The following is a 22089-nucleotide window of genomic DNA, read 5'->3' on the forward strand; positions in this document are numbered from 1 at the left end:
GAGCTCCCCGCCATGCTCCCCAATCGCATCGTCGCAATCGGCTCGTCGGCGGGGGGCATCGAGACGCTCTGCGCCCTGTTCGAGCATCTGCCCGCATCGGTCGACGCCGCTTTCTTCGTGACGCAGCACCTGTCGCCCAGCTATCAGAGCAAGCTGCCGAGCGTCCTGAACCGCTGTACCCGGCTGAAGGCCGTGCATCCGCCCACCGAGGGCATGGTGGTGGAGCGGGGCATGATCTACGTTGCGCCGTCGGATCATCATCTGCTGGTGGAGGGCGACCGCGTCTTCGTGGCGCGCGGTCCGAAGGAAAACCGCTTCCGGCCGTCGGTCGACGCGCTTTTCCGTTCGGTGGCCTATGTGTACGGGCCGCGGGCGATCGGTGTGGTGCTCTCGGGGGCGCTCGACGACGGGACGTCCGGGTTATGGAGCATCAAGCGGCTGGGCGGCGTGGCGGTGGTACAGGACCCCGCAGAGGCCACCTTCGATTCGATGCCGGTCAGTGCCATCGAGCATGTCGAAATCGATTACAGCCTGCCGGTAGCGGCGATGGCGCAACTGGTGATGCGGCTTGCCGCCGAGCCGGTGGCGCGCGCGCCGGACGGCGTCGAGGCGGACCGCCAACGCATGCGTCTGGAAACCTCGATCCTGGCCGATGGCGACGCCTTCAGCAAGGGCGTGACCCAACTGGGCGACTACACGCCGTTTACCTGTCCGGAGTGCGCCGGCGTGTTGGTCCGTGTGCGCGAAGGCGGTGGCGCGCGGTTTCGTTGTCATACCGGACACGGCTATACCAGCGGGGCATTGATCATCGGCATCGTCGAGAAGACCGAGGCGGGCTATTGGGCCGTGATGCGCGGTCTGGAGGAGGCGGCGATGCTGCTCGACGCGGTGGGCGGTACGCAGAACGCCGTGGGCGACCGCGCAACGGCAACCCTTTTCCGCGAGGAAGCCGCGCGTGCGAAGATGCAAAGCCGCGAGTTGCGGCGTCTCGTGTTGTCGGAGCAGCGTGTCGGGAGCGAGGCGGTCGGGGCCGCGGTTTTCGGAGCCGTCGGCGACGGGGATTAGCCGGCGGTGTCCATTGCACGGCGCCCGTTGCACGGCGCCCGTTGCACGGCGCCCGTTGCACGGCGCCCGTTGCACGGCGCCCGTTGCACGGCGCCCGTTGCACGGCGCCAGTCGACTCAGACGTGGAACATCGCCATCGCGGCGTTCAGGTGACGGCCCTGGTCCTCGAGCGAGTGCGACGCGGCGGCGGCCTGTTCGACGAGCGCGGCGTTTTGCTGCACCACGCCATCCATTTGCGAGATGGCCAGGCTGGCCTGTTCGATACCGCGGCTCTGTTCCTGCGAGGTGGTCGCGAATTCCTGCATCAGCGTGGTGACGCGGGTGACGGCCTGGGTGACATCGTGCATCGTCTTGCCGGCGTCGGTGGCGAGACTCGAACCGTCCTGGATCTTGCGCACCGAGGTCGCGATCAGATCCCTGATTTCCTTCGCCGCCGTGGACGAGCGATGCGCGAGACTGCGCACCTCGCTGGCGACGACGGCGAAGCCGCGGCCCTGCTCCCCGGCCCGCGCCGCCTCCACCGCGGCATTCAGCGCGAGGATATTGGTCTGGAACGCGATGCCGTCGATGATGCCGGTGATGTCGGCGATACGCGTCGAATTCGCGCTGATCTCGGTCATCGTGTCGACGACCTGGCCGACGGCCTGATTGCCCCGCACGGCGACCGTGGTCGCATCGCCCGCCAGAACGCTGGCCTGCCGCGCGTTGTCCGCGTTCTGCTGCACGGTGGCGGTCAGCTGTTCCATGCTCGATGCCGTTTCCTGGAGCGCGGCGGCCTGCTGCTCGGTGCGCGCGGAAAGATCCGCGTTGCCCAGCGCGATTTCGCTCGAACCGGTGGCGATGCCGGCGGCCACGTCGCGCAACTGGGCGACCAATCGGACCAGCCCTTCCTGCATCGCTCCCATCGCCGCGAGAATGCTGCCGGCCGGCGCATGCGCGGCACCGGGTACCGGACCGAGATCCCCGGCGGCGATGCGCTGCGTCACCTGGTTCAGCGCGTCGGGCTCGGCGCCCAGCGAGCGTCGCAGGCTGCGGGTGATGAGGAAACCCGCCGCCAGCGACGCCGCCAGCGCGAACGCGCACAGCCCGATCATCATGGCAAGGGCGGACCGGTAATGCTCGTCGATCTGCCTGCGCACGCTTTCCTCACGCGAATGCGTAGAAGCGGCGTAGTCGTTCGTCGCCTTGATGAGCGCGGCGAGAAGCGGGCGGCACTCGGTGGCGATGCGCTGCCGGGCTTCGTCCTGATGGCCGTCCGCCGCCAGTTCGACGATATGCATGGCGACCGGTCCGTAACGTTCCTCCACATGACCGATCTCCGCGACGAGTTCCCGGGCATGCGTGGTGCTGTCCTGTGCCGCGGCGATCGATGTCGTCAACTTGGACAGCAGGCCCTCGACGTCCTGCTGCGCGGCGACCGCGGCGGCCTTCTCGCGGGCGATATCCGCGGTATCCGTGGCGATGACCATGTTGCGGGCGGCCACCGCGCGATCGTCCACCGCGCTGCGGATACGCGAGACCATTTCCATCCGCGCGTTGATCCCCTCCACATAGCCGGTGAAGCGCGCATTCGCCTGGTTCAGATCCGCCAGCGCGAGCCCGGCCATCGCGACCGTCAGCAGTGTCAAGGTCCCGAAAGCCAGCGAGAGCCGCGCTTTGACCGACAGCGTGGACGGTACGAAGCCTACTGTGACGGGAAGGGCGCCGGGATCGTGCATGGGAAGCTCCAGTGAGGGGAAACGGACAGATGATGGATGGGATTCAATCGCTCGAATGGAAGGATGGACGCTTCGCATTCCTCCACTGTTACGGCGTATTTTGTCAAAGCTTGAGGAATTCATTCGGCTAACGGAAATTCGCTCGTCGACGGCAGACGATGGACCGCGTAAGTTCGGGAGTGCGCAACGTCGACGGCATCGGCGATGCCGCGCGCAGGGGTGGGGCGTGGCCTCGCGCATCCCTTTTGCCTGGGTATCGCATCCCCTCTAGTCGTTACCGGACGGTGCCAGATGACCGAGGAGGGCGGCGATTGCCAGGATGAACAGCATCGCGACTGCCTCCATTCCCAGCAGACGCCCGAAGCGGCGTCGTGCGCGCGAGGCGTCGTCGCTCCCCAGACGCGGCAGGTAGGTCAGCCGGTTGTAACCGCCCAGTCCGACCGCCAGCGCGACGCACGCCAGTTTCACTGCAAGCACGCGACCATAGGCGGTATCGAAGAGCGGCACGCCGCTGGCTGCCGTAGTACGCACAACGTCATACAGGCCGGTGAGCGCGACCGTCGCCAGCGCATAGGTCGCGAGATCCGACAGCCGGGAACAGAAGACCGCGCGCCGCGCCGCGGCATCGGCGGACGTCCCGGCCCGCCGCGGCAACAACACAAGCGCCGCGACCATCACCGATCCCGCCCAGACCGCGGTCGCGCCCAGATGCACGGCATGCACGGCCTCGCGCAACGTCCCGTCGCCCGCGTCGGCGGCATGGCTGGCGGCGGCCTTCGCAACGAGGTAGCCAAGCGCGCCCAGCGCCGCGAAAACCGCCGGTGCGCCGCGTGGCCGCCGGCCGCTGGCCGCCGCGATGAGCGTGCCGGCGAAGCCCAGCGTCCAGGCCGCCCCGAAATGCGACTGGCGCAGCACCACCGGCAGCATGGCGACGGCGTCGGCGAATGCCCCGCCGCTCATCAGGAGGGTCTGCAGGCAGAGATGGATGATGGCGGCGATCGCCACGGCGCCGAACGCGCGGGGACGCCAGCGCAGGAGGGCGTCGCCGTCTCGCCGGCTGCCGCCAGGCGTCGCTTCCCCCGGTGGTGCGCCGCCGGCAGGCAGCAGCAGCCCGCAAGCCAGGATGCCGACGCCCAGCGCGAACAGGATGTTCTGCACGGCCGCCACGACGATCTCGCCGAGGACGAGCGCCGACATCACCTTGTCCGGGTTACGGCATCGGGCACGGCGGGTAGGGGTGGGACCGGCGGCAAGGACAACGGCGGCAACATCATCATGGATGTGGCATGGTCAATGAATGCGAAAGAAGCGCGAAAGAAGCGCGAAAGAAGCGCGAAAGAAGCGCGAAAGAAGCGCGAAAGAAGCGCGAAAGAAGCGCGAAAGAAGCGCAGAAGAAGCGCACAGCCGGACAGGCGGGGCCCGTCCGAACGCTAGCGCGCGGCGGGCGCGAACGCATAGCGCAGCGCGTGTTTCCGCAGGCGCGCAAGCGCGGTATCGTCCTCGACGCCATCCACGATGAGCCGGCATCGCGTCGTGGCCCCTCGGGCGGCGGCTTCATCCAGCGAGGCGATCCAGGCCGGAATGCGGCTCTCGTCCGTTGCACTTCCCATTTCGGCGATCATGAAATCCGGCAGGTTGGATGGCGGTGCTGCCAGGATACCATCCGGGCGGGAGACATTGACCGCCACTTTGAAGCCATGGCCGCGATAACTGCGGACCAGGTAGTCGAGGAAGGGCGCGTGGGTCGCACAGGCCCGGGGGATTTCGATGACGACGCGCGCCGCGTCGATGCCCAGGGCAACCAGCACCGCCGCGAAATACCGGCCGTGGTCGTGCCGTACGCCGTTGAGCAGCCGTTCGTGTACCGGCAGGAACAGCAGGCCTTCCCGTCCCGACGCGAAGAAATTGATCGCGTGCAGTGCGCGCGTCATCCGGTCCAGCGAGAGCAGCAGCGACGTCTTGCCGATCGATGCGAACAGCGCCGCGCTCGAAACCAGCACCGCCGTGCGGTCGAACGCCAGCGATTGCGCGCGCCATCCTGGATGGGCGGCGTGCCCGTGTGCCGCGGTGGTTCCCGACGTGTCGCCGCCCGTACGCTGCAGGTCGAGCAGAGCCGTGAAACGTGTCTCGAAACGGCCGTGTTCCAGGATGCCGACCGCACGGTCCTGCTGGATGTCGATCCATTCGTCGAGCGGCGGCTGGCTTGCCAGGCGCCGCTTCATGTCCGCGAAGCCAGGGTGCGGTGCTGGCGGCGCGGGGGCGTCGATGGTCCCGCACGGGCCGGGATCGTTCGTTCCGGGATCGGGGGGAAGGGAGGGGCGTGCAGTCACGGGTGATCCTTGGAGAAGCGTCACGGCTCGGACGCCGCGACTCGTCGCCGAAGCGTAGCAAGCCGGCTGCGCTGCGGATAACGATCTTTTCCGCTAAGGAATTCGCGCGCGGATATAAGCGTTTTCGCGTGGCAGCCGCGCGCGGTGCGACGGTAGGCCCTGCGCGGGTGGGCCGTGCATCTACGCCGGCATCCTTTCCGCCCAGACCTCTCCCAACACGCTCTCGATATCACCGAGGGCGGCCGTCTCCACCTCCGTGTGACCCGTCTTGACGCGCAGCGAACGGCCCTCCCTTTCCTGCAACCATGCCGCGGCGCAGGCCATCAGTACCGGGCATATCGCCGTCACGAAAGGAATCGAATAGGTCTTGATGACGGAATCCCATTCCGCCGACACGACGCCGGTGGTGGGTACCTGCGTGATCGGGCGTACGCCGGACAGACGGATGTCGCGAAGCGCCAGCCGCACATCGTTCAGATAGGCAAAGGAATCGACTTCGCGCTGTCCTGGCAGAAAGGTCCACAGAACGTGAGGCACTTCGGACATGATGGTTCTTCCTGTGACGAGGAAAGGGTTCGGGAAGCTCAAACGTCCAGCAGACGCCAACCCTTGTCGGCCTTGCCGTCGATCGATTTTTCGAAACCCGAGTCGAATTGCCATTTCCAGGTGGGCACGGGCATTTCTCCGGTTCCCGCCTCACGGTAGGCCGTGACCTGCTGGCGCAATTGATCGGCGTTGGCGAAAAATTTCAATTGGCCGAATCTCACATTGAATAGCGGCAGGTCCGCATCGATCAGAAAAATATGTAAATCCTTTCCCGCATCGAGTTTGACCAGCGTGGTCGATCCAATGGTGCGCGGTAAAGCAATGGTTTCTTGCATGGCAAGGCTCTTTGAACGATTTGACGGTTGGAGGAATTCATCGCAGCGGTAACGCCAGAGCCGAGGATCAATACAAGACGCTGAGTGATCGTGACATCCAGGCCCTTTAACGGCAGCGGTGTGTCCGACTTGAGAGGAGAAAAGATCAAACGCCTGTTCGGCGTGCTTCTCGCGCCGCTTCCAAACCGCTCGTCACGGTTTCACGCCCCGATAGTAGTCCCCCATTTCGCGCATCATCCGCTGCTTTTCCGCCTGCACGTAGATACTGGTGGTCTGCATCGATTGATGTCCCAGCACGCGCTGCACCACGTCGAGCGGGACGTCCTGCGCGGCGGCCTGCGTGCCGAAGGTGTGGCGGAACGCGTGCGGACTGAGTTGCGACAGTGCCGCGAACGCCTCCGGCGACAGGCCGGGCAGTTCCCGGAGCAGCCGCCGTCGCACCCATTCCACCATCTTGTTGCCCGCGTCGGCGCAGTACCCCTGCGCGGTGTCATCGTGGTGTTTCCTGCGCGCCAACGGCGTCGGCGGAATGAACACGGGCGAGAGGAGCGGGCCCGCCGCGACGGGCAGATCGAACGCTTCGCCGCGATCGGCCCAATGCGCCCGGAGCGCGGCGATGGCGTCCGGGCTCACCGGCACGGTGCGTTCCCGATTGCGCTTGCCGACGACCACGAGTGCCCATACCGCCGTTTCCTCGCCGCCGGTGTCGACCGGGTGCAGGGCCTCCCGGCGCGCGTTGAGCGCTTCTTCCCGGCGCAACCCCGAATCCGCCATCAGCCGCAGGAAAGCGCGGGCGGTGCGCCACTGCACGTGGTCGGGGGCCGCGCACTGCCGGTCGAGGTGATCCTGGATCGTCTTCCAGAGCGCGGCAGGCAGCGCGCGGTCGATCCGCATCGCCGCTTCGCGCTCCACCGTGACCGGATCCTTCACGGCTTTCCAGGGGTTGCCGGCCAGATAGCGCACTTCCACCAGCCAGGTAAAGGCGGCGCGCAGCGCGCGCACGGCATAGCGCTGGCTTTCCGGACTCAGACGATCGGCGGCGAAGGGCCGCCATCGGGTGGCGTGACGCGGCGCGCGCGGCCCGACGAAACGCGCCGACGGCGCCGCCAGGAAATCCTTGTAGGCCTCGCAGTCGTTCACCAGCAGGGAACTCAGCGGGGTCCCGCGTTCGGTGACGGCCCACAGCAGGAAACGTTCGAGTTCCTTTGTATAGGCCCGCAGCGTTTTCGGTTGGTCGCGGTACAGGTGCAGGTAGGCGCGTACCGCTTCCAGATCGTGCTGTGCGGCGATATAGGGAAAGGCCGTGGCGCGGTTCAATCCGTGGCGGCCCGACAGGCTTTCATCGTGCACCTGCATGCGCTCCAGGGGAGCCAGCCGCCGTTCGGGCGCCAGGACGTCGACGAGATCGCTGTGCGCCGCGACGAGCGGATCGGCCTGGTCGACGTCGGCATCGACGGATTTTCCCAGGGTGGCGGCGTGCTGGCGCAGCCATTGCACGACGATGCGGGCGCGTCCGATGCCGATCCGGGGCACGGCCCGCCACCAGCTGCCGCCGCGCCGGTTGCAGAAATCGATCAGATCGCCGAGGGAATGCACGCCGGCGAGTTTGAGATGGCGCGCGACCAGCGGGCGCAACCACATGCCGATGCCGTGCGCGGGCAGGGGGGCGGCCGTCGCGAGTTCCGCGATCTCGAAGACCCGGCGCAGACTGGCGGCGGTGAGGCGGGCGCTGCCGTGTTGCCGGACCGCTGCCCGGAGATCGGCGGCGGATGCCGCCGGACCGTGCTCGATGGCGAGCGCGACGAGCGCGTCCAGCATGTGCCGCAGATATTTGTCCATCGCGGCCGGCGTGGCGGCGTGGCGGTCTTCGTCCGCGTCGTAATACGTGCGGGCGATGACGCGCGGCGGAACGCGCTGGACATAGGCGCGCAGCGCGGCGAAATCCTTCGTCGTGAAGCCGCGGGTAAGGGTAATCGTTTCTTTCATTAAAAAATGCAACTAACCGTCGTTGATCGACATTCTCCATAATATACGCCGCATGCGGCGCGCAAGACGGGAACAGGACGACGATCGAGAACAGGTCAGGGCGCGGGCGTCCCCTACAACAAAACGCGGTCCTCGGTTCTGACGTCGTCGATCGGCATATGCCCGGGCGCGTGCGTGATGCAACACGGCGGACGCGCCTTCACGGCGACCGCCTGGGGGGTGACGCCGCAGGCCCGGAAGACCGGCACTTCGCCGGGTTCGATCCGGGTGGGCTCGCCTTCATCGGGCCGCATGACGTCGCGAATGCCCATTCCCATGGAAATCAGCCCCCACAGCACCATGATGCGGCACAGGGTTTTCTTGGCGCCGATGCGCATCCATCAGGAAACCGGTGGCGTATTCGACGGTCGAAATCCCATCCTGATAATACTAATTATCAGGATTGAAAGAATGGACGCCACCCGTTGGATCCTGCTGGCCGCCGCCGCGCGGGGGCTTGGCCGCGATCGACGCGGGGCACCGGCGAAACCCGAACGGCGAAGCGATGGCGGCGGGTGCCGGCTCGGGGTGAGCGGCGCCCCGGACGGGTCCCGTGCATTCGTCGAGGGAAATAGGCATATTCGGGAAATCCAGTACGATTCGGATCTGTCGGGCGCTTGACACACCGTATTTACTGTGCTTATTTCTTTGATTGATGCGTGGTACAATCCGCGGTTGAGCCAATGGAAAATACCGAAATCAATGCTCAGCACGAAGGATTCGGCAATGTTTGTCGATGCATACTTTTTTAATTCATTTCTCGCCAATCCTTCCGCACCAGCGCTCTGGGTGGACAGCATCACGTATTCCTACGCGGATCTCGCGCAAAGGGCGTTGGCGGTAAGCCGCCAGTTGCAGGCAGCCCTGACCGCCCGGCGCGGCGTCGTTGCGCCATCCGCAGGGGACATCGCCGCGCCCAGGGCCTGCCTGTTGTTCGCATTGCGTTCGGTCAACGCCTACGCGGGACTGCTGGGAGCGTTGCACGCCGGTTACGGCTACATTCCGCTGAGCCCCCATTCTCCCGACGAGCGCAATCTTCAGGTCATTCGCAGCAGTGGTTCGCGAATCGTCCTGGTCGATGGCAAATGGAAGGAAGACTGGGACAGCCTGGCGGCCAAGGCACCGGAGGGCTTTCTCGACGATTTTCTGATCGTGCATGTCGACGTCGAACATCTTTCCGAGGTGCTGTCGGCGGCGGGCCTGCGCGAGGCGGCGTGCGCCGATGCGCGACGCGACCCCGGCGACCTGGCATATATCCTGTTTACGTCGGGTTCGACCGGCACGCCGAAAGGCGTGAAGATCAGTCACACGAGCATCGCGAGCTATATCGGCAACGAGTCGATGTTACGTCCGCGTGCGGCGGGCGACCGATATAGCCAATTCTTCGATCTCACCACCGACCCCTCCGTAGAAGAAACGTTTTTATGCTGGGCGAATGGCGCATGTCTTTACACCATGCCCAAAAACGATCCTCTGAGCGTATCGGCGTTTTTGATCGAACATCAATTGACGCATTTTTCCTCGGTGCCTTCGACAATTGCTTTTTTAAAGCAATATCGAAAATTGAAACCCGGCATGTTTCCGCATCTGAAATTATCGATTTTCGGTGGCGAGGCTTTTCGCGGTGAATTGCTGCGCTCGTGGGCGGAAGCCGCGCCGAATGCGGAAATACGGAATATGTATGGCCCCACGGAAACGACGGTGGCGGTCGCCAAATTCGCCATCGCCGCCGCGGACGTGGACGACAGATTCGAGGGTGTGCTGCCGATCGGCAAAGCGATGGCGGGCGTCGAGCTGGTGATCGTCGATGAGAATGGAGAACCGGTACCGTCGGGCGAACCGGGCGAACTCCTGATCGGCGGGCCGCAGCTGGCGATCGGCTATATCGGCGCGAGCGCCGACGACATGCAGCGGTTTGTCGCGATGACCTTCGCGGGCAAAAAAGCAACGCGTTGGTATCGAACGGGCGATCTGGTCTGCACGAGCAGGGAAACTGCGCAATCCTTGCGGGTGGATGCGGGCGACGACCTGCAATATCGTTTCCTCGGCCGCATCGATTCGCAGGTCAAGATCCGCGGCAACCGTATCGAATTGCAGGAGGTCGAGTCGGTATTGGCCGCCGCCAGCGGCGCGGCCATGACGGCGGCGATCGCGCTGCCGGCGGATGCCCTTGGGGTCTCGCTGGGTATCATCGGCTTTGTCAGCGCGCCATCGCAGTTCGACGCCGACGACCACGGCGCCATAGCGGCCTGGAACGCGACCGTCCTGCAAGGCTGCCGCGCGAGATTACCGGCGTTTGCCGTACCGATACAGGTGGTGCATCTGGATGAATTTCCGCTGAACCTCGCGGGAAAACTCGACCGGCTCGCGCTGACGCGTCAGTATCTGCACGCCAATGAAAGGAAGGCGCGTTAACGCGTGTATCCCGCTCGACGGTGGAGCCGCGCGCACGGGTCAACGCTCCGAGCATCGATATCGATCAAAAGGGCGTGCCTGAGCGATGTCCTTTTGAGCGATATATTTGTTTTGGTAAAATTGCGTTACGTTGCGAAAGAAAAAAATGAAAAGATGGGAAGGAAAAAAGGCGGCGGCGATCCCCGGCGTATTTTTCCGAAGATATCCGAAAATTGTGAGTCGTTATTTTTTCGGCGAATTGGTATGAAAAAAAGCGGTTGTTGCGTTGGCGCGACCGGCTTGAGCGGCCATCCTGTACTTTCCACGCCGCTATGTACGCCACACCACAATGGTTTGCGCCATTGTGGGTTAGCCTTGTGAATGTTTTCGGGCACCCGGTTTACGGTCGTTATTGCCGTCGTTTCGCTTCTCGTCAACGGCAATAATGCCCGGCCTTGGCGCCACCGCTTTTTATTTCATATATTACAAATGGTAAGGACGTCCATGCACGCGAACATGTTGCAGTCGGAGCGCTTGTCGTTCCAAGAGGCGTCGACGGACCCCAACTTTTCGCAGATCATCAACTGGATCGAGCTGTTCCTCTGCGCGCCTCATCCCGCGCTCGGGCGCGAGGGCGACGTGTGTCCGTTCGCTCGGGCAGCCATGACGAAGAATGCGATCGAGTTCTTCCGGAACACCTCCACGGATGTGGCGGGCCTGGAAGAAGACATCAAAATGCATCTGGTGGACTTCAGCGCGGGCGACCAGTCCAATATCTATCGTTCCCGCATGATCTTGCCGACCTGCCTGGAAGATGCAGACCGGGCGGTGGAGATCGTGCAGCGCCAGCTGAAGCCGCTGTTCGTCGAGAGCCATCTGATGCTCGGGCAATTTTTCCAGGACTGCAACGAACCGGGACTCTGGAACAAGGATTTCCGGCCGCTGCAGACGCCGGTGCCCTTGCTGGCGATTCGCAGCATGGTGCCGACGGATGTCGCCTTCCTGCACCACGACGCCTCGTTGCTGAAATCCTATCTGGACGAGTTCGGCAGCCGCGGGGTCACGGCGTTGCGGCAGTTCGCAATGGCACAGGAGGCCCATAAGTGAGTGACGCCCGGATCGACGCCTTTGGTGGCGACATCGTCAGAAACAGTGTCTACATCGAAAAGCTCGATCTGGCGTTCTCGCAGTTCGTCGTGCGCTCGCCCACGGGCGCGCGGCTGGCGATTTCGGCCGGGATGCGCGCCGATTTCGACGGTTTTCAGCGCAATTTGCAGGCGGTCGGCATCGATGTCGCCGCCATCGCCGCGCTGATCGTTCCCCACTTCGAGGCGGACGAAATGGCGGCGCTTCCCGAATTTCTGTCGCGGAATCCGGCGCTGGTGGCGTATGCCCACCCGATCTGCGCGCACGCGCTCGCGGATATTTTTCCGGTCAAAACCCGAATACTGAAAGACGAGACGCCCGTCACGATCAACGGGGAAGTAGTCGTTCCCATCCACGTCAAGCACGTGCATCAATGGGATTCGCTCGTCGTATACCTGCCCCGGCTCAAGGCGCTGTTTTCGTCGGACATTTTCATGAGCTATGGTCCGGTCGACGGTGCCGGCCCGACACTGGACGCCATGGTGCGGTCGATCGAAAAATCCGGCTATCTGCCGTCGCTCGATTACCTCGCCGACGCACTGGGAAAACTCAGGAAATACGATATCGACCGGGTATTTCCGATGCATGGAGCGGCCCTCCACGAAGCGATACCCGAAACGATCGACGGATTGGCGGCCTACTGCGAAAAAACGCGCCCCGTCGAAGCCGCCCTTCGCTGAAGGACGACGGCGGGCCGAGCGACACGATTTCACTCCGGCCTGATGCCCATCTCTTCTCCCAGGCGCACCGCGCGTGCCGGCGCCCAGTCCCGGTTGAAGGCGATGCGACCCGCCTCGAACAGCATCACGACCGTGGAGCCGAGCAGGAAGCGCCCCATTTCCTCGCCTTTCCCGAGAACGATGTCGCGGTCCGCATAGCCCCACTCGGCAATTTTCTGCGGGCGCTTCGGGTTGACGGCGCCATGCCATACCGTGGCCATGCTGCCAACGATGGTGGCGCCCACCAGCACCATGACGAAGGACCCGTGTTCGTCGTTCTCGAATACGCATACCACGCGCTCATTGCGGGCGAAGAGACCGGGCACGCCGCGCGCCGTGACGGGATTGACCGAAAACAGCGCGCCCGGCACGTAGATCATGCGGGTCAGGCGACCCTCGCAGGGCATGTGCAGGCGGTGATAGTCCCGCGGCGACAGATAGAGATTGGCGAAACTGCCGTGACGAAACCGGGCCGCCAGCGTCGCGTCGCCGCCCACCAGTTCGGTGGTGGTGAAGCGATGGCCCTTCGCCTGCAGGATGTGGTGGTCGTCGATCGCCCCGAACTGGCTGATCGCGCCGTCCACGGGCGACACGAACGCGGCATCGGCAAGGGGACGTACCCCCGGTTTCAGCGCCCGCGTGAAGAATTCGTTGAAGCTCGCATAGCCCGCGATGTCCGGGTTCTGCGCTTCGTTCATATCGACGTCGTATTGCTTCACGAACCACCGGATCAGCCCTGTCGTCATCGCGCCGCCCTGCGCCCCCGCGACGCGACCGGCAAACGTGGTGAGCAACTGCTTCGGCAGCAGGTATTGAGACAGGACTTTGATGCTATCTGACACGTTGACCTCGTGGTATTGACCCGACATCATAGCCGTAAAATCGCGTAAGACAGCGAAAGAAGCAGCGGTCAGTCGATGAAACGCGACGGTTGGCGGGGGCGAGGGAGGCGCGCCGGTGGGGGCGCCGGTGGCACGGTGGCCGCCTGGTCTGCCGGCCTCGCCCCTCAGCGGCGGGTCCGCATGCCCAGGCAGGCCAGGCCTGCCGCACCCAGCCCCAATGCCGCCACCGCGATCCACAACGCCATGGCAAACGATCCGGTACGTTCGGCGATCGGCGCGGCGACCAGCGGGCCGACGATCTGCCCCAATCCATAGCTCCCCGTCGCATAGCCCATCAGGCCGGCGGCATCGTCGCCGCGCAGCCGGCGCGCCTCGCGCATCGCGAACAGGGTGATGGCGGTGAAGGGCAGGCCCAGCAGCACGCTACCCAGCCCGAAACCGAGCGCGGTCGGCCACATGATGCCCAGTATGAGTCCCGATGCCTGCACGACGTAGCACGCGGCCAGCAACAGCCGGTTGTCCCACGCAAGCGGCAGCCGCGCGGCGGCCAGTGCGCCGGCGACCAGCGCCAGTCCGAACGCCGGCCAGAACAGATCCGGCCACGACGACCCGGGCAAGGCCTGTCGTGCGATGACCGGCAAAAAGGTGGCGGTAATGATGTAGCCGAATCCCGCGAGGCTGTAGAGGCCGACCAGCCAGGCTGCGTCGGCGCGGGTCGACACCGGCGCCGCGGTGTCGGGCGCCCGGCCGTGGGCGTGGGGTGTTGCGGCTACCGGTGTAAAGGTTTTCCAGACGACGGCGCCCGCCACGCCCGAGCACACCGCGAACCCGATCCACACCGCAGGCGGCGGGATGCCGAATGCCGCGGCCGCGGCGCCCAGCAGGCCCGTCGCGAGGATGCCGACGCCCGGCCCCGCGTACATCACGCCGGCGAAGCCCTGCGCGTCGAGTTCGGCGAGCCTCCGCAAGCCCCACTGCGATGCGAACACGAAGGCCCAGGCGCTGACGATGCCCGCGGCGAACCGGATCGCCGCCCACAGCCAGAAGGCATCGACGAGTCCCATGGCAAGCGTCAGCACGATGGTCGACGCCAGCGCCAGACGTACCATATGCCCGGGAGCGAGCCGGATGGTCGCGCACGACAGCGCGCCGATCAGATAGCCGGTGTAATTGGCCGACGCGAGCCAGCCGCCGTGGCGGATGTCCAGCGCGCCGGTGTTCAGCATCAGGGGCAGCAGGGGCGTGAACGCGAAGCGCCCGACGCCCAGGGCCACCGCGAATGCGACGGCACAGGCGAGCGCGGCGCGGCGCGCGGACCGACGAGAGGGGGATGGCACGGCTGCGGTGGTAGACATGGGTCGATCGAAAGAAGCAATGGGGCGATCCTAACTTGACCCGTGTATCTTGAAAAATGAATAATGCAGATGCCACCAATCTGCGGAAGCCCGGCACGCGGTCTGCGACCATCGCCCGCAAGGCCGGTTGCGTCTCGGGACGATGGAAAGCACGGCTGCGAGCCGCCTGCCGCGCGTGCTGGCGACGTACCACCAGCGCTGGCCAGAGGTCGCGCTCGAACTGACCACGGGCGTGACGCAGACGCTCATCGACGACGTGCGCACATTCGACGTGGACGCCGCGGTGATCGCGCGGCCGCTCCTGCCCGACGCGCTGCCGGCCGAGCAGTTCGCATGCGTGCCGGTGTTCAGCGAAGAACTGGTGCTGCTCATGCCGCGCGGACAACCGCCGCCGGCAATGGCACGGGACGACGCGGGTCTCACGCTGGTGGCGTTCGAGCGCGGCTGTGCGTACCGCTCCTATGCCATGCGCTGGTATGAATTGCAGGGTATCCGGCCGGCGCGGGTGCTGGAACTGGGGTCGTATCACGCGATCGTCGCGTGCGTGGCGGCAGGGGCGGGCGTCGCCGTGGCGCCGCGCTCGGTGCTGGCATTGTCTCGCCTCGACGGCGAAGTCGAGATTCACCCGCTTGGCGATCTGGGACGGGTGGACACGCTGCTGGTCTGGCGCCACGGGCATTTCTCGGCCGCGCTGAACGCGCTGCGCGATCTGCTGGCGGGAGGGTAGTGGCGGCCTGCTCCCGGCAACGGCGGCACCGGCCTCACGCCCGCCGGATCCCCGTCGTATCGCGCTGGACGAGCCTGGGCGCGGGGGCGACGCGCAGGGTGCTGTCGGTCATGTCGGCATCGCGGATCAGCTCGCGCAGAAGCGCCACCGCGAGATCCGCCGCCGCCGCCGTGGGCACCGCGATGGTGGTCAGCGCCGGCCGCGACTCGCGGGCGAGCCGGATGTCCGTGATGCCGATGACGGAGAGCGCATCCGGCACGGCGCGCCCCATATCGAGCGCCGCGTAGACGGCACCCAGCGCGGGCAGGTCGTTTGTCGCGAAAATCGCCGTGAGCGCGGGGTTCGCGCGCAACAGCGACTGCGCCGCGCCGTGTCCACCCTGGATCGAATCGTCGGTGAAGCGGACGTCGTCCGCGAATCCCGCGATGTCGGCCTCCCGCAGCGTCTGGCAGAATCCTTCGTAGCGCGCGGCGTGGATACCGTGCCGCGCGCTGCCGACGATCGCGCCGATGCGCCGGTGACCGAGTTCGAGAAGATGCGCCGCCGCGAGCCGGCCCGCCAGGAAAAAATCGACGGCGACGCACGGCAGCGTGGGCGCGCGATCCGGCCGCTCCCACATGCACAGCACGACCGGCGAGCCATCCCCGTGCCCACGGTACAGCGCATCGACATCGAGCGCGCTGTTCATGATCAGGATCCCTTCCGACAGCGTGCCGCCGATCTGGTCGAAGTAGGCCTGCCCGACATCGGCGTCGTCGTTCGTATTGCAGATGATCAGGAAATAGCCGTCGCGCCGCGCCGCACGTTCCGCCGCGAGCGCGAATTCGGGATAAAACGGATTGGCGATGCTCGACACCATCAGGGCAATGGTAGGCGGACGGCCTTCGGCCAGCGCGCGCGCGGTGAGGTGCGGACGATACTGCAGTTGCGCGACCGCTTCGAGCACGCGCGCGCGGGTGCGGGCGCTGAATCGTCCCCGATCGCGCAGCACGTTGGAGACGGTGGCGGTGGTCACGTCGGCGAGGCGGGCAACGTCGAGAAGCGTCGTCATGGGATTGTTATCGAGATGAACTACGGTGGATTACCAATTGCGCCTCATCGGTGAAACCGCTACATTCGCCCAAAGAAAGTCGGACGGGAAACGTGCGGGACGGCGCGAGACGCGCGGCGCGGTGAATGTATAGCATTACGCCGTACAAAATGATTAAGCGCTTAATCATGCCGTTTCAGGATTAAAACATGGAGCCGGGGACGATGGCCAGTATCTCGTTGAGGGCGGTGCAGAAGGCCTACGGCGATCACGCGCCGGCGGTTCGCGACGTGAATCTCGAAATCGGCGAACACGAATTCTGCGTGTTCCTGGGTCCCTCCGGATGCGGCAAGTCCACGCTGCTGAGACTGATCGCCGGTCTGGAGGAGGTCACCGACGGCGAGGTGCGCATCAATGGCGCGCTCGTCAACGACGTGCCGGCGGCGCAACGCGGCGTGGCGATGGTCTTCCAGAGCTATGCGCTGTTTCCGCATATGAGCGTCTACGAAAACATGGCATTCGGGCTCATGCTCGCCAAAACGCCGCGCGAGGAGATCGATCGCAAGGTACGCGAGGCGGCCCGCGCGCTGCAACTGGAGCCGTTGCTGGACCGCCGCCCCAAGGCGCTCTCCGGTGGACAGCGACAGCGGGTGGCCATCGGCCGCGCGATCGTACGCAGTCCCGGCGTCTTTCTGTTCGACGAACCCTTGTCGAATCTCGACGCCACGCTGCGGGGGCAGACCCGGATCGAGATCGCACGGCTGCACAAGCAGTTCGAGAAAGCCAGCGTGGTGTACGTGACGCACGATCAGGTGGAGGCAATGACGCTCGCCGACAAAATCGTGCTGCTGCATGCCGGCGCGCAGACGGCGCAATTCGGCAGCATCGCGCAGGTGGGCACGCCGCTGGCGTTGTACCATCGCCCGCGCAGCCGTTTCGTCGCCGGTTTCATCGGCGCGCCGCAGATGAACTTCCTGGCGGCGCAGGTTGCCGGTATCGAGGGCGACGACGTTGTCGTCCGGCTGGATGCGACAGGCGAAACGCTGCGCACGACGCCCGGCGCGGCGCCTTGCGGCGGCGCCGCGTCGTTCGGTCTGGCGATCGGCCAGAAGATCACGCTCGGCGTGCGTCCCGAACATCTGGTGCCGGTGTCGTCCGCCACGCACGAAACCGGCGCCCCGTCGTCGCGCGGCGCGATGGATCAGATGGCGCGCACCGTCACGCTCGTGGAGCGGTTGGGCGAGCATTGCTATCTGCACCTCGACGCCCCCGACGGCACCGTCCTGATCGCCAAGGCGCCCGGCGACTGGCCGAGCGAAGCCGGCGCGCGCGTTGCCGTGCGCGTCCCCCCCGCTTTCTGCCATCTGTTCACCGAAGACGGTTTCGCCGTCGCCTCGGCCCCTGTCCTTCACCCTGCGTAGGAGCGCGTCGCATGCATCTCGGAGTCTGTTATTACCCGGAGCACTGGCCTGAATCGATCTGGCGGGACGACGCGGCGCGCATGCGCGCGTTGGGTATCGAGCGCGTGCGCATCGCCGAGTTCGCGTGGAGCCGCATCGAACCCGAGGCGGGCGTCTACCAGTGGGAATGGCTCGACCGGGCGGTGGCGGTCCTCGCCGAAGCGGGTCTGCAGGTGGTCATGTGCACGCCGACCGCGACGCCGCCGAAATGGCTCGTCGACCGGCATCCCGATATGCTCGCGATCGACGCGCAGGGCCGGCCGCGCGCCTTCGGCTCACGGCGGCACTACGATTTCTCTTCCGCCGCGTACCGCGAAGCCGCCGCGGGAATCTGCGTTGCGATCGCGCGGCGCTACGGCGCGCATCCCGCCGTCGCGTTCTGGCAGACCGACAACGAATACGGTTGCCATCACACGGTCGTCAGTTATTCGGCCGCCGCGCGCGCCGGTTTCCGTCTGTGGCTCACAGCCCGCTACGGCACCGTCGACGCGCTCAACCGCGCCTGGGGGACGGTGTTCTGGAGCATGGAGTACCGGAGTTTCGACGAGATCGATCCGCCCGTGGGCACGGTCACGGAAGCGCATCCCACGCACCGGCTCGACTACCGCCGGTTCGCCTCGGACGAGCTCGCCCGCTTCAATCGCATGCAGGTCGACATCATTCGCGAATGGTCGCCGGGCCGTCCGGTCGCGCACAATTTCATGCAGCTGTTCACCGAGTTCGATCATTACGACGTGGCGGCCGACCTCGACATCGCGGCGTGGGACAGCTATCCGCTGGGCGCGCTCGAAGAGCAATGGTTCGACCCCGCCGTCAAGGCGCGCTGGCTGCGTACCGGCCATCCCGATTTCGCGGCGTTCAACCACGATGTGTATCGCGGCATGAGCCGCCTGCCTTTCTGGGTGATGGAGCAGCAACCGGGGCCGGTCAACTGGGCGGACTGGAATCCGGCGCCGCTGCCCGGCATGGTCCGGCTCTGGAGCTGGGAGGCGTTCGCGCACGGCGCGGGCTGCGTCTCGTATTTCCGCTGGCGGCAGGCGCCGTTCGCGCAGGAACAGATGCACGCGGGCCTGAATACGCCGGACAACCGTCTGGACGTGGGTGGCAGCGAGGCCGCGCAGGTGGCGGCGGAAATCGACGCGCTCAGGCGGCGCGGGGCGGTCGGCGGGGCCGGGGCGGTGGGAGGCGCTGCAACGGCCGGCACCACTGCCGCCACCGTCGCGACCGGCCCGGCACCCGATGCGGAGCACCCCGCACCGGGCCGGGTCGCCCTGGTCTGGGACTATGAAAGCAAATGGCTTTTCGAGATCCACCCCCAGGGGCGGGATTTTCATTATCCGCGGTTCGCCTTCGAGTACTACAGCGCGCTGCGCAGCCTCGGTCTCGATGTGGATATCGTGCCCGGAAGTGCGTCGTTCGACGGCTATCGGCTGGTGGTGGTGCCGCCGCTGCCGATCGTGCCCGACGACTTCGCCCGCCGGCTCGCGGCGTCGGGCGCCGAGGTGATCGTCGGACCGCGCACCGGCTCCAAGACGCCCCACTTGACGATACCCGAGACCCTGCCGCCCGGCCCGCTGGCGGACATCCTGCCGATCCGCGTCTGGCGCGTGGAGTCGCTGCGGCCCAATGCGACCGAGCCCGTGGAGGGCGGATACGCGCGGCATTGGCGCGATTTCGTGGAAGCGGGCGAGGGCACGGAGATCGTCACGCGCTTCAACGACGGACTGCCGGCGGTCCTGCGGCACGGGCGCGTGCGGTATCTCGCCAGCCTGTTCGACGCGGATTTCACGCAGACGCTGTTTCTGCACGCGGCGCGCGCGGCCGGTCTGCCCGCGGTGCCGTTGCCCGACGGCGTGCGGTTCAGCCGGCTGGGCGCACTGACCTATGTCGTGAACTACGGGCCGACGCCCTATACGATCGTGTCGCCCGGCGTCGCGCCGTCCGACACCGCGGGGAGGGACGCCCCGCCGGGAAGCGCGCCTGCGCCCACCGGACAGACGGAATTTCTGGTGGGAGAGCGGGTGGTCGGCCCGCAGCAGGTTGCGATATTCCGCCACGTTGCATAAAAAAACGATATTGGGAGACAGGCATGAAAGAACATTCGTTGGTGCGCGCGGGGCAATCGGGCGGCGCAACGCACATGGCCCGAGGCATGGCCCAGGGCATCGCCGCAAGGTTCGCGATAAAACGCAGGGCGGCTTTGGCGGTGCTGTGCGCGGCGGTGCTGGCCTGCGGGATGACGCCACCGGTGCAGGCAGGCACGCTGGCGGTCAATGTGGCATTCAAGGGCGCCAGTCAACGCGCCGTGTGGCAGCAGGTCTTCGATCAATTCAAGAAAGCGCATCCCGACATCGCCCTCAAGGTGGCCTTCGTCGACGAGGAAGCGTACAAGGTGCAGTTGCCGGGCTGGCTGTCCACCGCACCGCCCGACGTCATCACCTGGCACGACGGCGAACGCATGGCGTATTACGCGCAGCGCGGCCTGTTCGAGGACCTGAGCGCGGACTGGAGCAGGAACGACTGGAACGGCATGTATGCCTCCACGAAAGAAGCGTCGTCCTATCGCGGCAAGCAGTATGCCGCGCCCACCGTGTACTACTCGTGGGGCATGTTCTATCGGAAGGATCTTTTCCGGAAGGCGGGCATTGCCGCCGAACCGAAGACCTGGCCGGAATTCCTGGATGCCTGCAAGAAACTGCGCGCGGCGGGGATCACGCCCGTGGCGGTCGCGGGGCGTGATGCCTGGACACTGGCGGGATGGTTCGATTATCTCGATCTGCGCCTGAACGGCAATGCCTTCCATCAGCAATTGATGGCCGGTACGATTCCCTACACGGACGCCCGCGTCAGGAAGGTCTACGCGGCATGGAAGGAACTGATCGACGCGAAGGTGTTCATCGAGAACCCGCTTTCCTACGATCTGGACGCGGTGCAGCCTTTCCTCTTCCAGGGGAAGGCCGCGATGATGCTGATGGGAACCTTCATCACGGCGGGATTCCCGGCGAGCATCAGGCCCGAGATGGGGTACTTCCAGTTTCCGATCATCGACGCGAAGGTGCCCACCGCCGAGGACGGGCCGGTGGAGTCCATGCATATTCCGGCGAAGGCCGGAAACAAGGCGGACGCGCACGTGTTCCTGGCCTTCGTCGAAACGCCGGCCATCGGTGCGGAGCTGGCGAAAGGGCTGGGTTCGCTGTCCGCGAACAGTCGGTCCGCGCCGCCGGACGATCCCATTTCCCGCACCGGGTTTCAGATCCTGGCGAACACCAAGGGCGGCATCGCCCAGTTCTACGACCGGGACATGACCAAGGAAATGGCGGACAAGGGCATGGAGGGCATGCAGCAGTTCATGTCCGATCCGGGACAACTGGACGCCATCCTCGCGCGGCTCGAGGAGACACGCAGGCGGATCTATAAAAAATAACCCTTGTCAGCGAGCCAGCGATGAGCGAGTCAGCGATGAATTTGGAAAATCCGGCCCTGCCCGCGGCCCGGCCGCGCAGACGCGCGTCGGCGGCGGCGCGCCAGCAGCGTCTGGCCGCATTGCTGTTTCTTTCGCCGGCCTGCATCATGGTGGGCATCTATGTCGTCTGGCCGATCCTGTCGTCGATCTTCCTGAGCTTCTACAACTGGGACGGGATGTCGCCGAGGGAATTCATCGGGTTCGCGAACTATACGGAACTGTTCCATTCGCACACTTTTTACACCGCGTTGAAAAACAACGTGATCTGGCTGGCGTTGTTCCTGCTGGCGCCGCCGATGGGCCTGGCCGTGGCGCTCTACCTGAATCAGGCCGTGCCCGGCATCCGGATCGTGAAATCGCTGTTTTTCGCCCCCTTCGTGCTCTCCGGCGTGGTGGTCGGCCTGATGTTTTCGTGGTTCTACGATCCGACGTTCGGGCTGCTGAAGGTCGTGCTGGGGCACGGCATTCCGGTGCTCGGCGATGCCCGCTACGTGACCTTCGGCATCATTTTCGCGGCGTTGTGGCCCCAGACCGCCTATTGCATGATTCTCTATCTGACCGGGCTGACCTCGCTCGATGCCGAGCAGATCGAAGCCGCGCGCATGGAAGGGGCGAAGGGATGGGCCATGCTGCGGCACGTGATCCTGCCGCAACTCCGGCCCACCACGTTCATGGCGATCGTGGTCACGATCATCGGCGCGTTGCGCAGCTTCGATCTGATCGCGGTCATGAGCGGCGGGGGGCCGTTCGAAAGCTCGACCGTCCTGGCGTATTACATGTACGACCAGGCGATCAAATACTACCGGCTGGGGTATTCGGCGGCCATCGCCGTCGTCCTGTTCGCGATCATGATGGTGTACATCGTCTATCACCTGCGACGGATGCTGCGTCAGGAACGTTGATTCCCGGCACCCCGCCACCCTGCCTCCGCACC

The 22089-nt window shown here is 65.5% G+C and carries 20 protein-coding genes and 1 pseudogene; 11 read left to right on the forward strand and 10 right to left on the reverse strand.

Annotated elements, in window-relative coordinates:
* Positions 1-12 precede the first annotated feature (12 nt).
* On the forward strand, positions 13-1065 hold the full coding sequence (locus OVY01_RS04785) for a chemotaxis protein CheB (RefSeq protein WP_267846046.1): 1053 nt from the start codon (positions 13-15) through the stop codon (positions 1063-1065).
* Between the two features lie 116 nt (positions 1066-1181).
* Here the strand turns inward: OVY01_RS04785 and OVY01_RS04790 are convergent, their stop codons facing one another.
* The 7 genes from OVY01_RS04790 to OVY01_RS04820 all read right to left on the reverse strand — a co-directional run bounded on the left by OVY01_RS04790 (position 1182) and on the right by OVY01_RS04820 (position 8357).
* Positions 1182-2783 carry a methyl-accepting chemotaxis protein gene (locus tag OVY01_RS04790; protein WP_267846048.1) on the reverse strand — a complete coding sequence of 534 codons (1602 nt, stop codon included), beginning with the start codon at positions 2781-2783 and terminating at the stop codon, positions 1182-1184.
* Positions 2784-3050: 267 nt separating this feature from the next.
* Positions 3051-3980 (reverse strand): copper resistance D family protein, encoded by a 930-nt coding sequence (locus tag OVY01_RS04795; protein WP_267846051.1) that lies wholly within the window; start codon positions 3978-3980, stop codon positions 3051-3053.
* Between the two features lie 233 nt (positions 3981-4213).
* Positions 4214-5113 (reverse strand): hypothetical protein, encoded by a 900-nt coding sequence (locus OVY01_RS04800; RefSeq protein ID WP_267846054.1) that lies wholly within the window; start codon positions 5111-5113, stop codon positions 4214-4216.
* Between the two features lie 180 nt (positions 5114-5293).
* A complete protein-coding gene (locus OVY01_RS04805) occupies positions 5294-5659 on the reverse strand; it encodes a hypothetical protein (RefSeq protein WP_267846056.1) in 366 nt (121 codons plus the stop codon).
* Positions 5660-5697: 38 nt separating this feature from the next.
* Positions 5698-5994: a hypothetical protein gene (locus tag OVY01_RS04810; protein WP_267846058.1), complete on the reverse strand. Its 297-nt coding sequence runs from the start codon at positions 5992-5994 to the stop codon at positions 5698-5700.
* Between the two features lie 192 nt (positions 5995-6186).
* Positions 6187-7980 carry a site-specific integrase gene (locus tag OVY01_RS04815; protein ID WP_267846059.1) on the reverse strand — a complete coding sequence of 598 codons (1794 nt, stop codon included), beginning with the start codon at positions 7978-7980 and terminating at the stop codon, positions 6187-6189.
* A 113-nt stretch (positions 7981-8093) separates the two neighbouring features.
* The gene (locus tag OVY01_RS04820; RefSeq protein WP_267846060.1) at positions 8094-8357 is read right to left on the reverse strand and encodes a D-glutamate cyclase family protein; all 264 of its coding nucleotides are present in this window, start codon (positions 8355-8357) and stop codon (positions 8094-8096) included.
* Positions 8358-8430: 73 nt separating this feature from the next.
* Here OVY01_RS04820 and OVY01_RS04825 point away from each other — a divergent pair, with 73 nt between their 5' ends.
* The 5 genes from OVY01_RS04825 (at position 8431) to OVY01_RS04845 (ending at position 12239) form a co-directional block, all read left to right on the forward strand.
* Positions 8431-8640, forward strand: coding sequence for a hypothetical protein (locus OVY01_RS04825; RefSeq protein WP_267846061.1), 210 nt, complete (start codon positions 8431-8433; stop codon positions 8638-8640).
* Positions 8641-8745: 105 nt separating this feature from the next.
* Positions 8746-10434: an amino acid adenylation domain-containing protein gene (locus OVY01_RS04830; protein WP_267846064.1), complete on the forward strand. Its 1689-nt coding sequence runs from the start codon at positions 8746-8748 to the stop codon at positions 10432-10434.
* Positions 10435-10527: 93 nt separating this feature from the next.
* Positions 10528-10794 (forward strand): hypothetical protein, encoded by a 267-nt coding sequence (locus OVY01_RS04835; protein WP_267846065.1) that lies wholly within the window; start codon positions 10528-10530, stop codon positions 10792-10794.
* Complete coding sequence (locus OVY01_RS04840) at positions 10795-11520, forward strand: DUF6875 domain-containing protein (RefSeq protein WP_267846067.1); 726 nt, start codon at positions 10795-10797, stop codon at positions 11518-11520.
* Entirely contained in the window at positions 11517-12239 is a 723-nt protein-coding gene (locus OVY01_RS04845) for an oxygen-binding di-iron domain-containing protein (RefSeq protein WP_267846068.1), read from the forward strand. The genes OVY01_RS04840 and OVY01_RS04845 overlap by 4 nt, the downstream gene beginning before the upstream one ends.
* A 29-nt stretch (positions 12240-12268) precedes the next feature.
* Here the strand turns inward: OVY01_RS04845 and asd are convergent, their stop codons facing one another.
* Both asd and OVY01_RS04855 read right to left on the reverse strand, forming a co-directional pair.
* The gene (asd, locus tag OVY01_RS04850; RefSeq protein ID WP_267846069.1) at positions 12269-13120 is read right to left on the reverse strand and encodes an archaetidylserine decarboxylase; all 852 of its coding nucleotides are present in this window, start codon (positions 13118-13120) and stop codon (positions 12269-12271) included.
* A 164-nt stretch (positions 13121-13284) separates the two neighbouring features.
* On the reverse strand, positions 13285-14475 hold the full coding sequence (locus OVY01_RS04855) for a YbfB/YjiJ family MFS transporter (RefSeq protein WP_267846071.1): 1191 nt from the start codon (positions 14473-14475) through the stop codon (positions 13285-13287).
* Positions 14476-14560: 85 nt separating this feature from the next.
* Here OVY01_RS04855 and OVY01_RS04860 point away from each other — a divergent pair.
* A pseudogene (locus tag OVY01_RS04860) lies at positions 14561-15202 on the forward strand (LysR substrate-binding domain-containing protein); the annotation flags it as partial.
* A gap of 34 nt (positions 15203-15236) precedes the next feature.
* On the opposite strand, the gene OVY01_RS04865 reads toward OVY01_RS04860, so the two are convergent.
* Positions 15237-16253 carry a LacI family DNA-binding transcriptional regulator gene (locus tag OVY01_RS04865; protein ID WP_267846072.1) on the reverse strand — a complete coding sequence of 339 codons (1017 nt, stop codon included), beginning with the start codon at positions 16251-16253 and terminating at the stop codon, positions 15237-15239.
* A 203-nt stretch (positions 16254-16456) separates the two neighbouring features.
* Here OVY01_RS04865 and OVY01_RS04870 point away from each other — a divergent pair, with 203 nt between their 5' ends.
* The 4 genes from OVY01_RS04870 to OVY01_RS04885 all read left to right on the forward strand — a co-directional run bounded on the left by OVY01_RS04870 (position 16457) and on the right by OVY01_RS04885 (position 22057).
* On the forward strand, positions 16457-17653 hold the full coding sequence (locus OVY01_RS04870; RefSeq protein WP_267846073.1) for an ABC transporter ATP-binding protein: 1197 nt from the start codon (positions 16457-16459) through the stop codon (positions 17651-17653).
* Positions 17654-17664: 11 nt separating this feature from the next.
* Positions 17665-19758, forward strand: coding sequence for a beta-galactosidase (locus OVY01_RS04875; protein WP_267846075.1), 2094 nt, complete (start codon positions 17665-17667; stop codon positions 19756-19758).
* 86 nt (positions 19759-19844) lie between these two features.
* On the forward strand, positions 19845-21116 hold the full coding sequence (locus OVY01_RS04880) for an ABC transporter substrate-binding protein (protein ID WP_432422221.1): 1272 nt from the start codon (positions 19845-19847) through the stop codon (positions 21114-21116).
* Between the two features lie 35 nt (positions 21117-21151).
* Entirely contained in the window at positions 21152-22057 is a 906-nt protein-coding gene (locus OVY01_RS04885) for a carbohydrate ABC transporter permease (RefSeq protein WP_267846076.1), read from the forward strand.
* The last annotated feature ends 32 nt before the right edge of the window (positions 22058-22089 follow it).

The sequence above is a fragment of the Robbsia betulipollinis genome, assembly GCF_026624755.1.
GTDB classification, from domain to species: Bacteria; Pseudomonadota; Gammaproteobacteria; order Burkholderiales; family Burkholderiaceae; genus Robbsia; species Robbsia betulipollinis.

Bases quoted from the DNA above. Each gene is read 5' to 3' on its own strand.
- OVY01_RS04810 (WP_267846058.1), bottom strand. From the start codon at position 5,994: ATGCAAGAAACCATTGCTTTACCGCGCACCATTGGATCGACCACGCTG.
- OVY01_RS04790 (WP_267846048.1), bottom strand. From the start codon at position 2,783: ATGCACGATCCCGGCGCCCTTCCCGTCACAGTAGGCTTCGTACCGTCC.
- OVY01_RS04875 (WP_267846075.1), top strand. From the start codon at position 17,665: ATGCATCTCGGAGTCTGTTATTACCCGGAGCACTGGCCTGAATCGATC.
- OVY01_RS04865 (WP_267846072.1), bottom strand. From the start codon at position 16,253: ATGACGACGCTTCTCGACGTTGCCCGCCTCGCCGACGTGACCACCGCC.
- OVY01_RS04885 (WP_267846076.1), top strand. From the start codon at position 21,152: ATGAATTTGGAAAATCCGGCCCTGCCCGCGGCCCGGCCGCGCAGACGC.
- OVY01_RS04830 (WP_267846064.1), top strand. From the start codon at position 8,746: ATGTTTGTCGATGCATACTTTTTTAATTCATTTCTCGCCAATCCTTCC.
- OVY01_RS04855 (WP_267846071.1), bottom strand. From the start codon at position 14,475: ATGTCTACCACCGCAGCCGTGCCATCCCCCTCTCGTCGGTCCGCGCGC.
- OVY01_RS04840 (WP_267846067.1), top strand. From the start codon at position 10,795: ATGTTTTCGGGCACCCGGTTTACGGTCGTTATTGCCGTCGTTTCGCTT.
- OVY01_RS04825 (WP_267846061.1), top strand. From the start codon at position 8,431: ATGGACGCCACCCGTTGGATCCTGCTGGCCGCCGCCGCGCGGGGGCTT.
- OVY01_RS04815 (WP_267846059.1), bottom strand. From the start codon at position 7,980: ATGAAAGAAACGATTACCCTTACCCGCGGCTTCACGACGAAGGATTTC.
- OVY01_RS04785 (WP_267846046.1), top strand. From the start codon at position 13: ATGCTCCCCAATCGCATCGTCGCAATCGGCTCGTCGGCGGGGGGCATC.
- OVY01_RS04880 (WP_432422221.1), top strand. From the start codon at position 19,845: ATGGCCCAGGGCATCGCCGCAAGGTTCGCGATAAAACGCAGGGCGGCT.
- OVY01_RS04795 (WP_267846051.1), bottom strand. From the start codon at position 3,980: ATGTCGGCGCTCGTCCTCGGCGAGATCGTCGTGGCGGCCGTGCAGAAC.
- OVY01_RS04870 (WP_267846073.1), top strand. From the start codon at position 16,457: ATGGCCAGTATCTCGTTGAGGGCGGTGCAGAAGGCCTACGGCGATCAC.
- OVY01_RS04805 (WP_267846056.1), bottom strand. From the start codon at position 5,659: ATGTCCGAAGTGCCTCACGTTCTGTGGACCTTTCTGCCAGGACAGCGC.
- OVY01_RS04820 (WP_267846060.1), bottom strand. From the start codon at position 8,357: ATGCGCATCGGCGCCAAGAAAACCCTGTGCCGCATCATGGTGCTGTGG.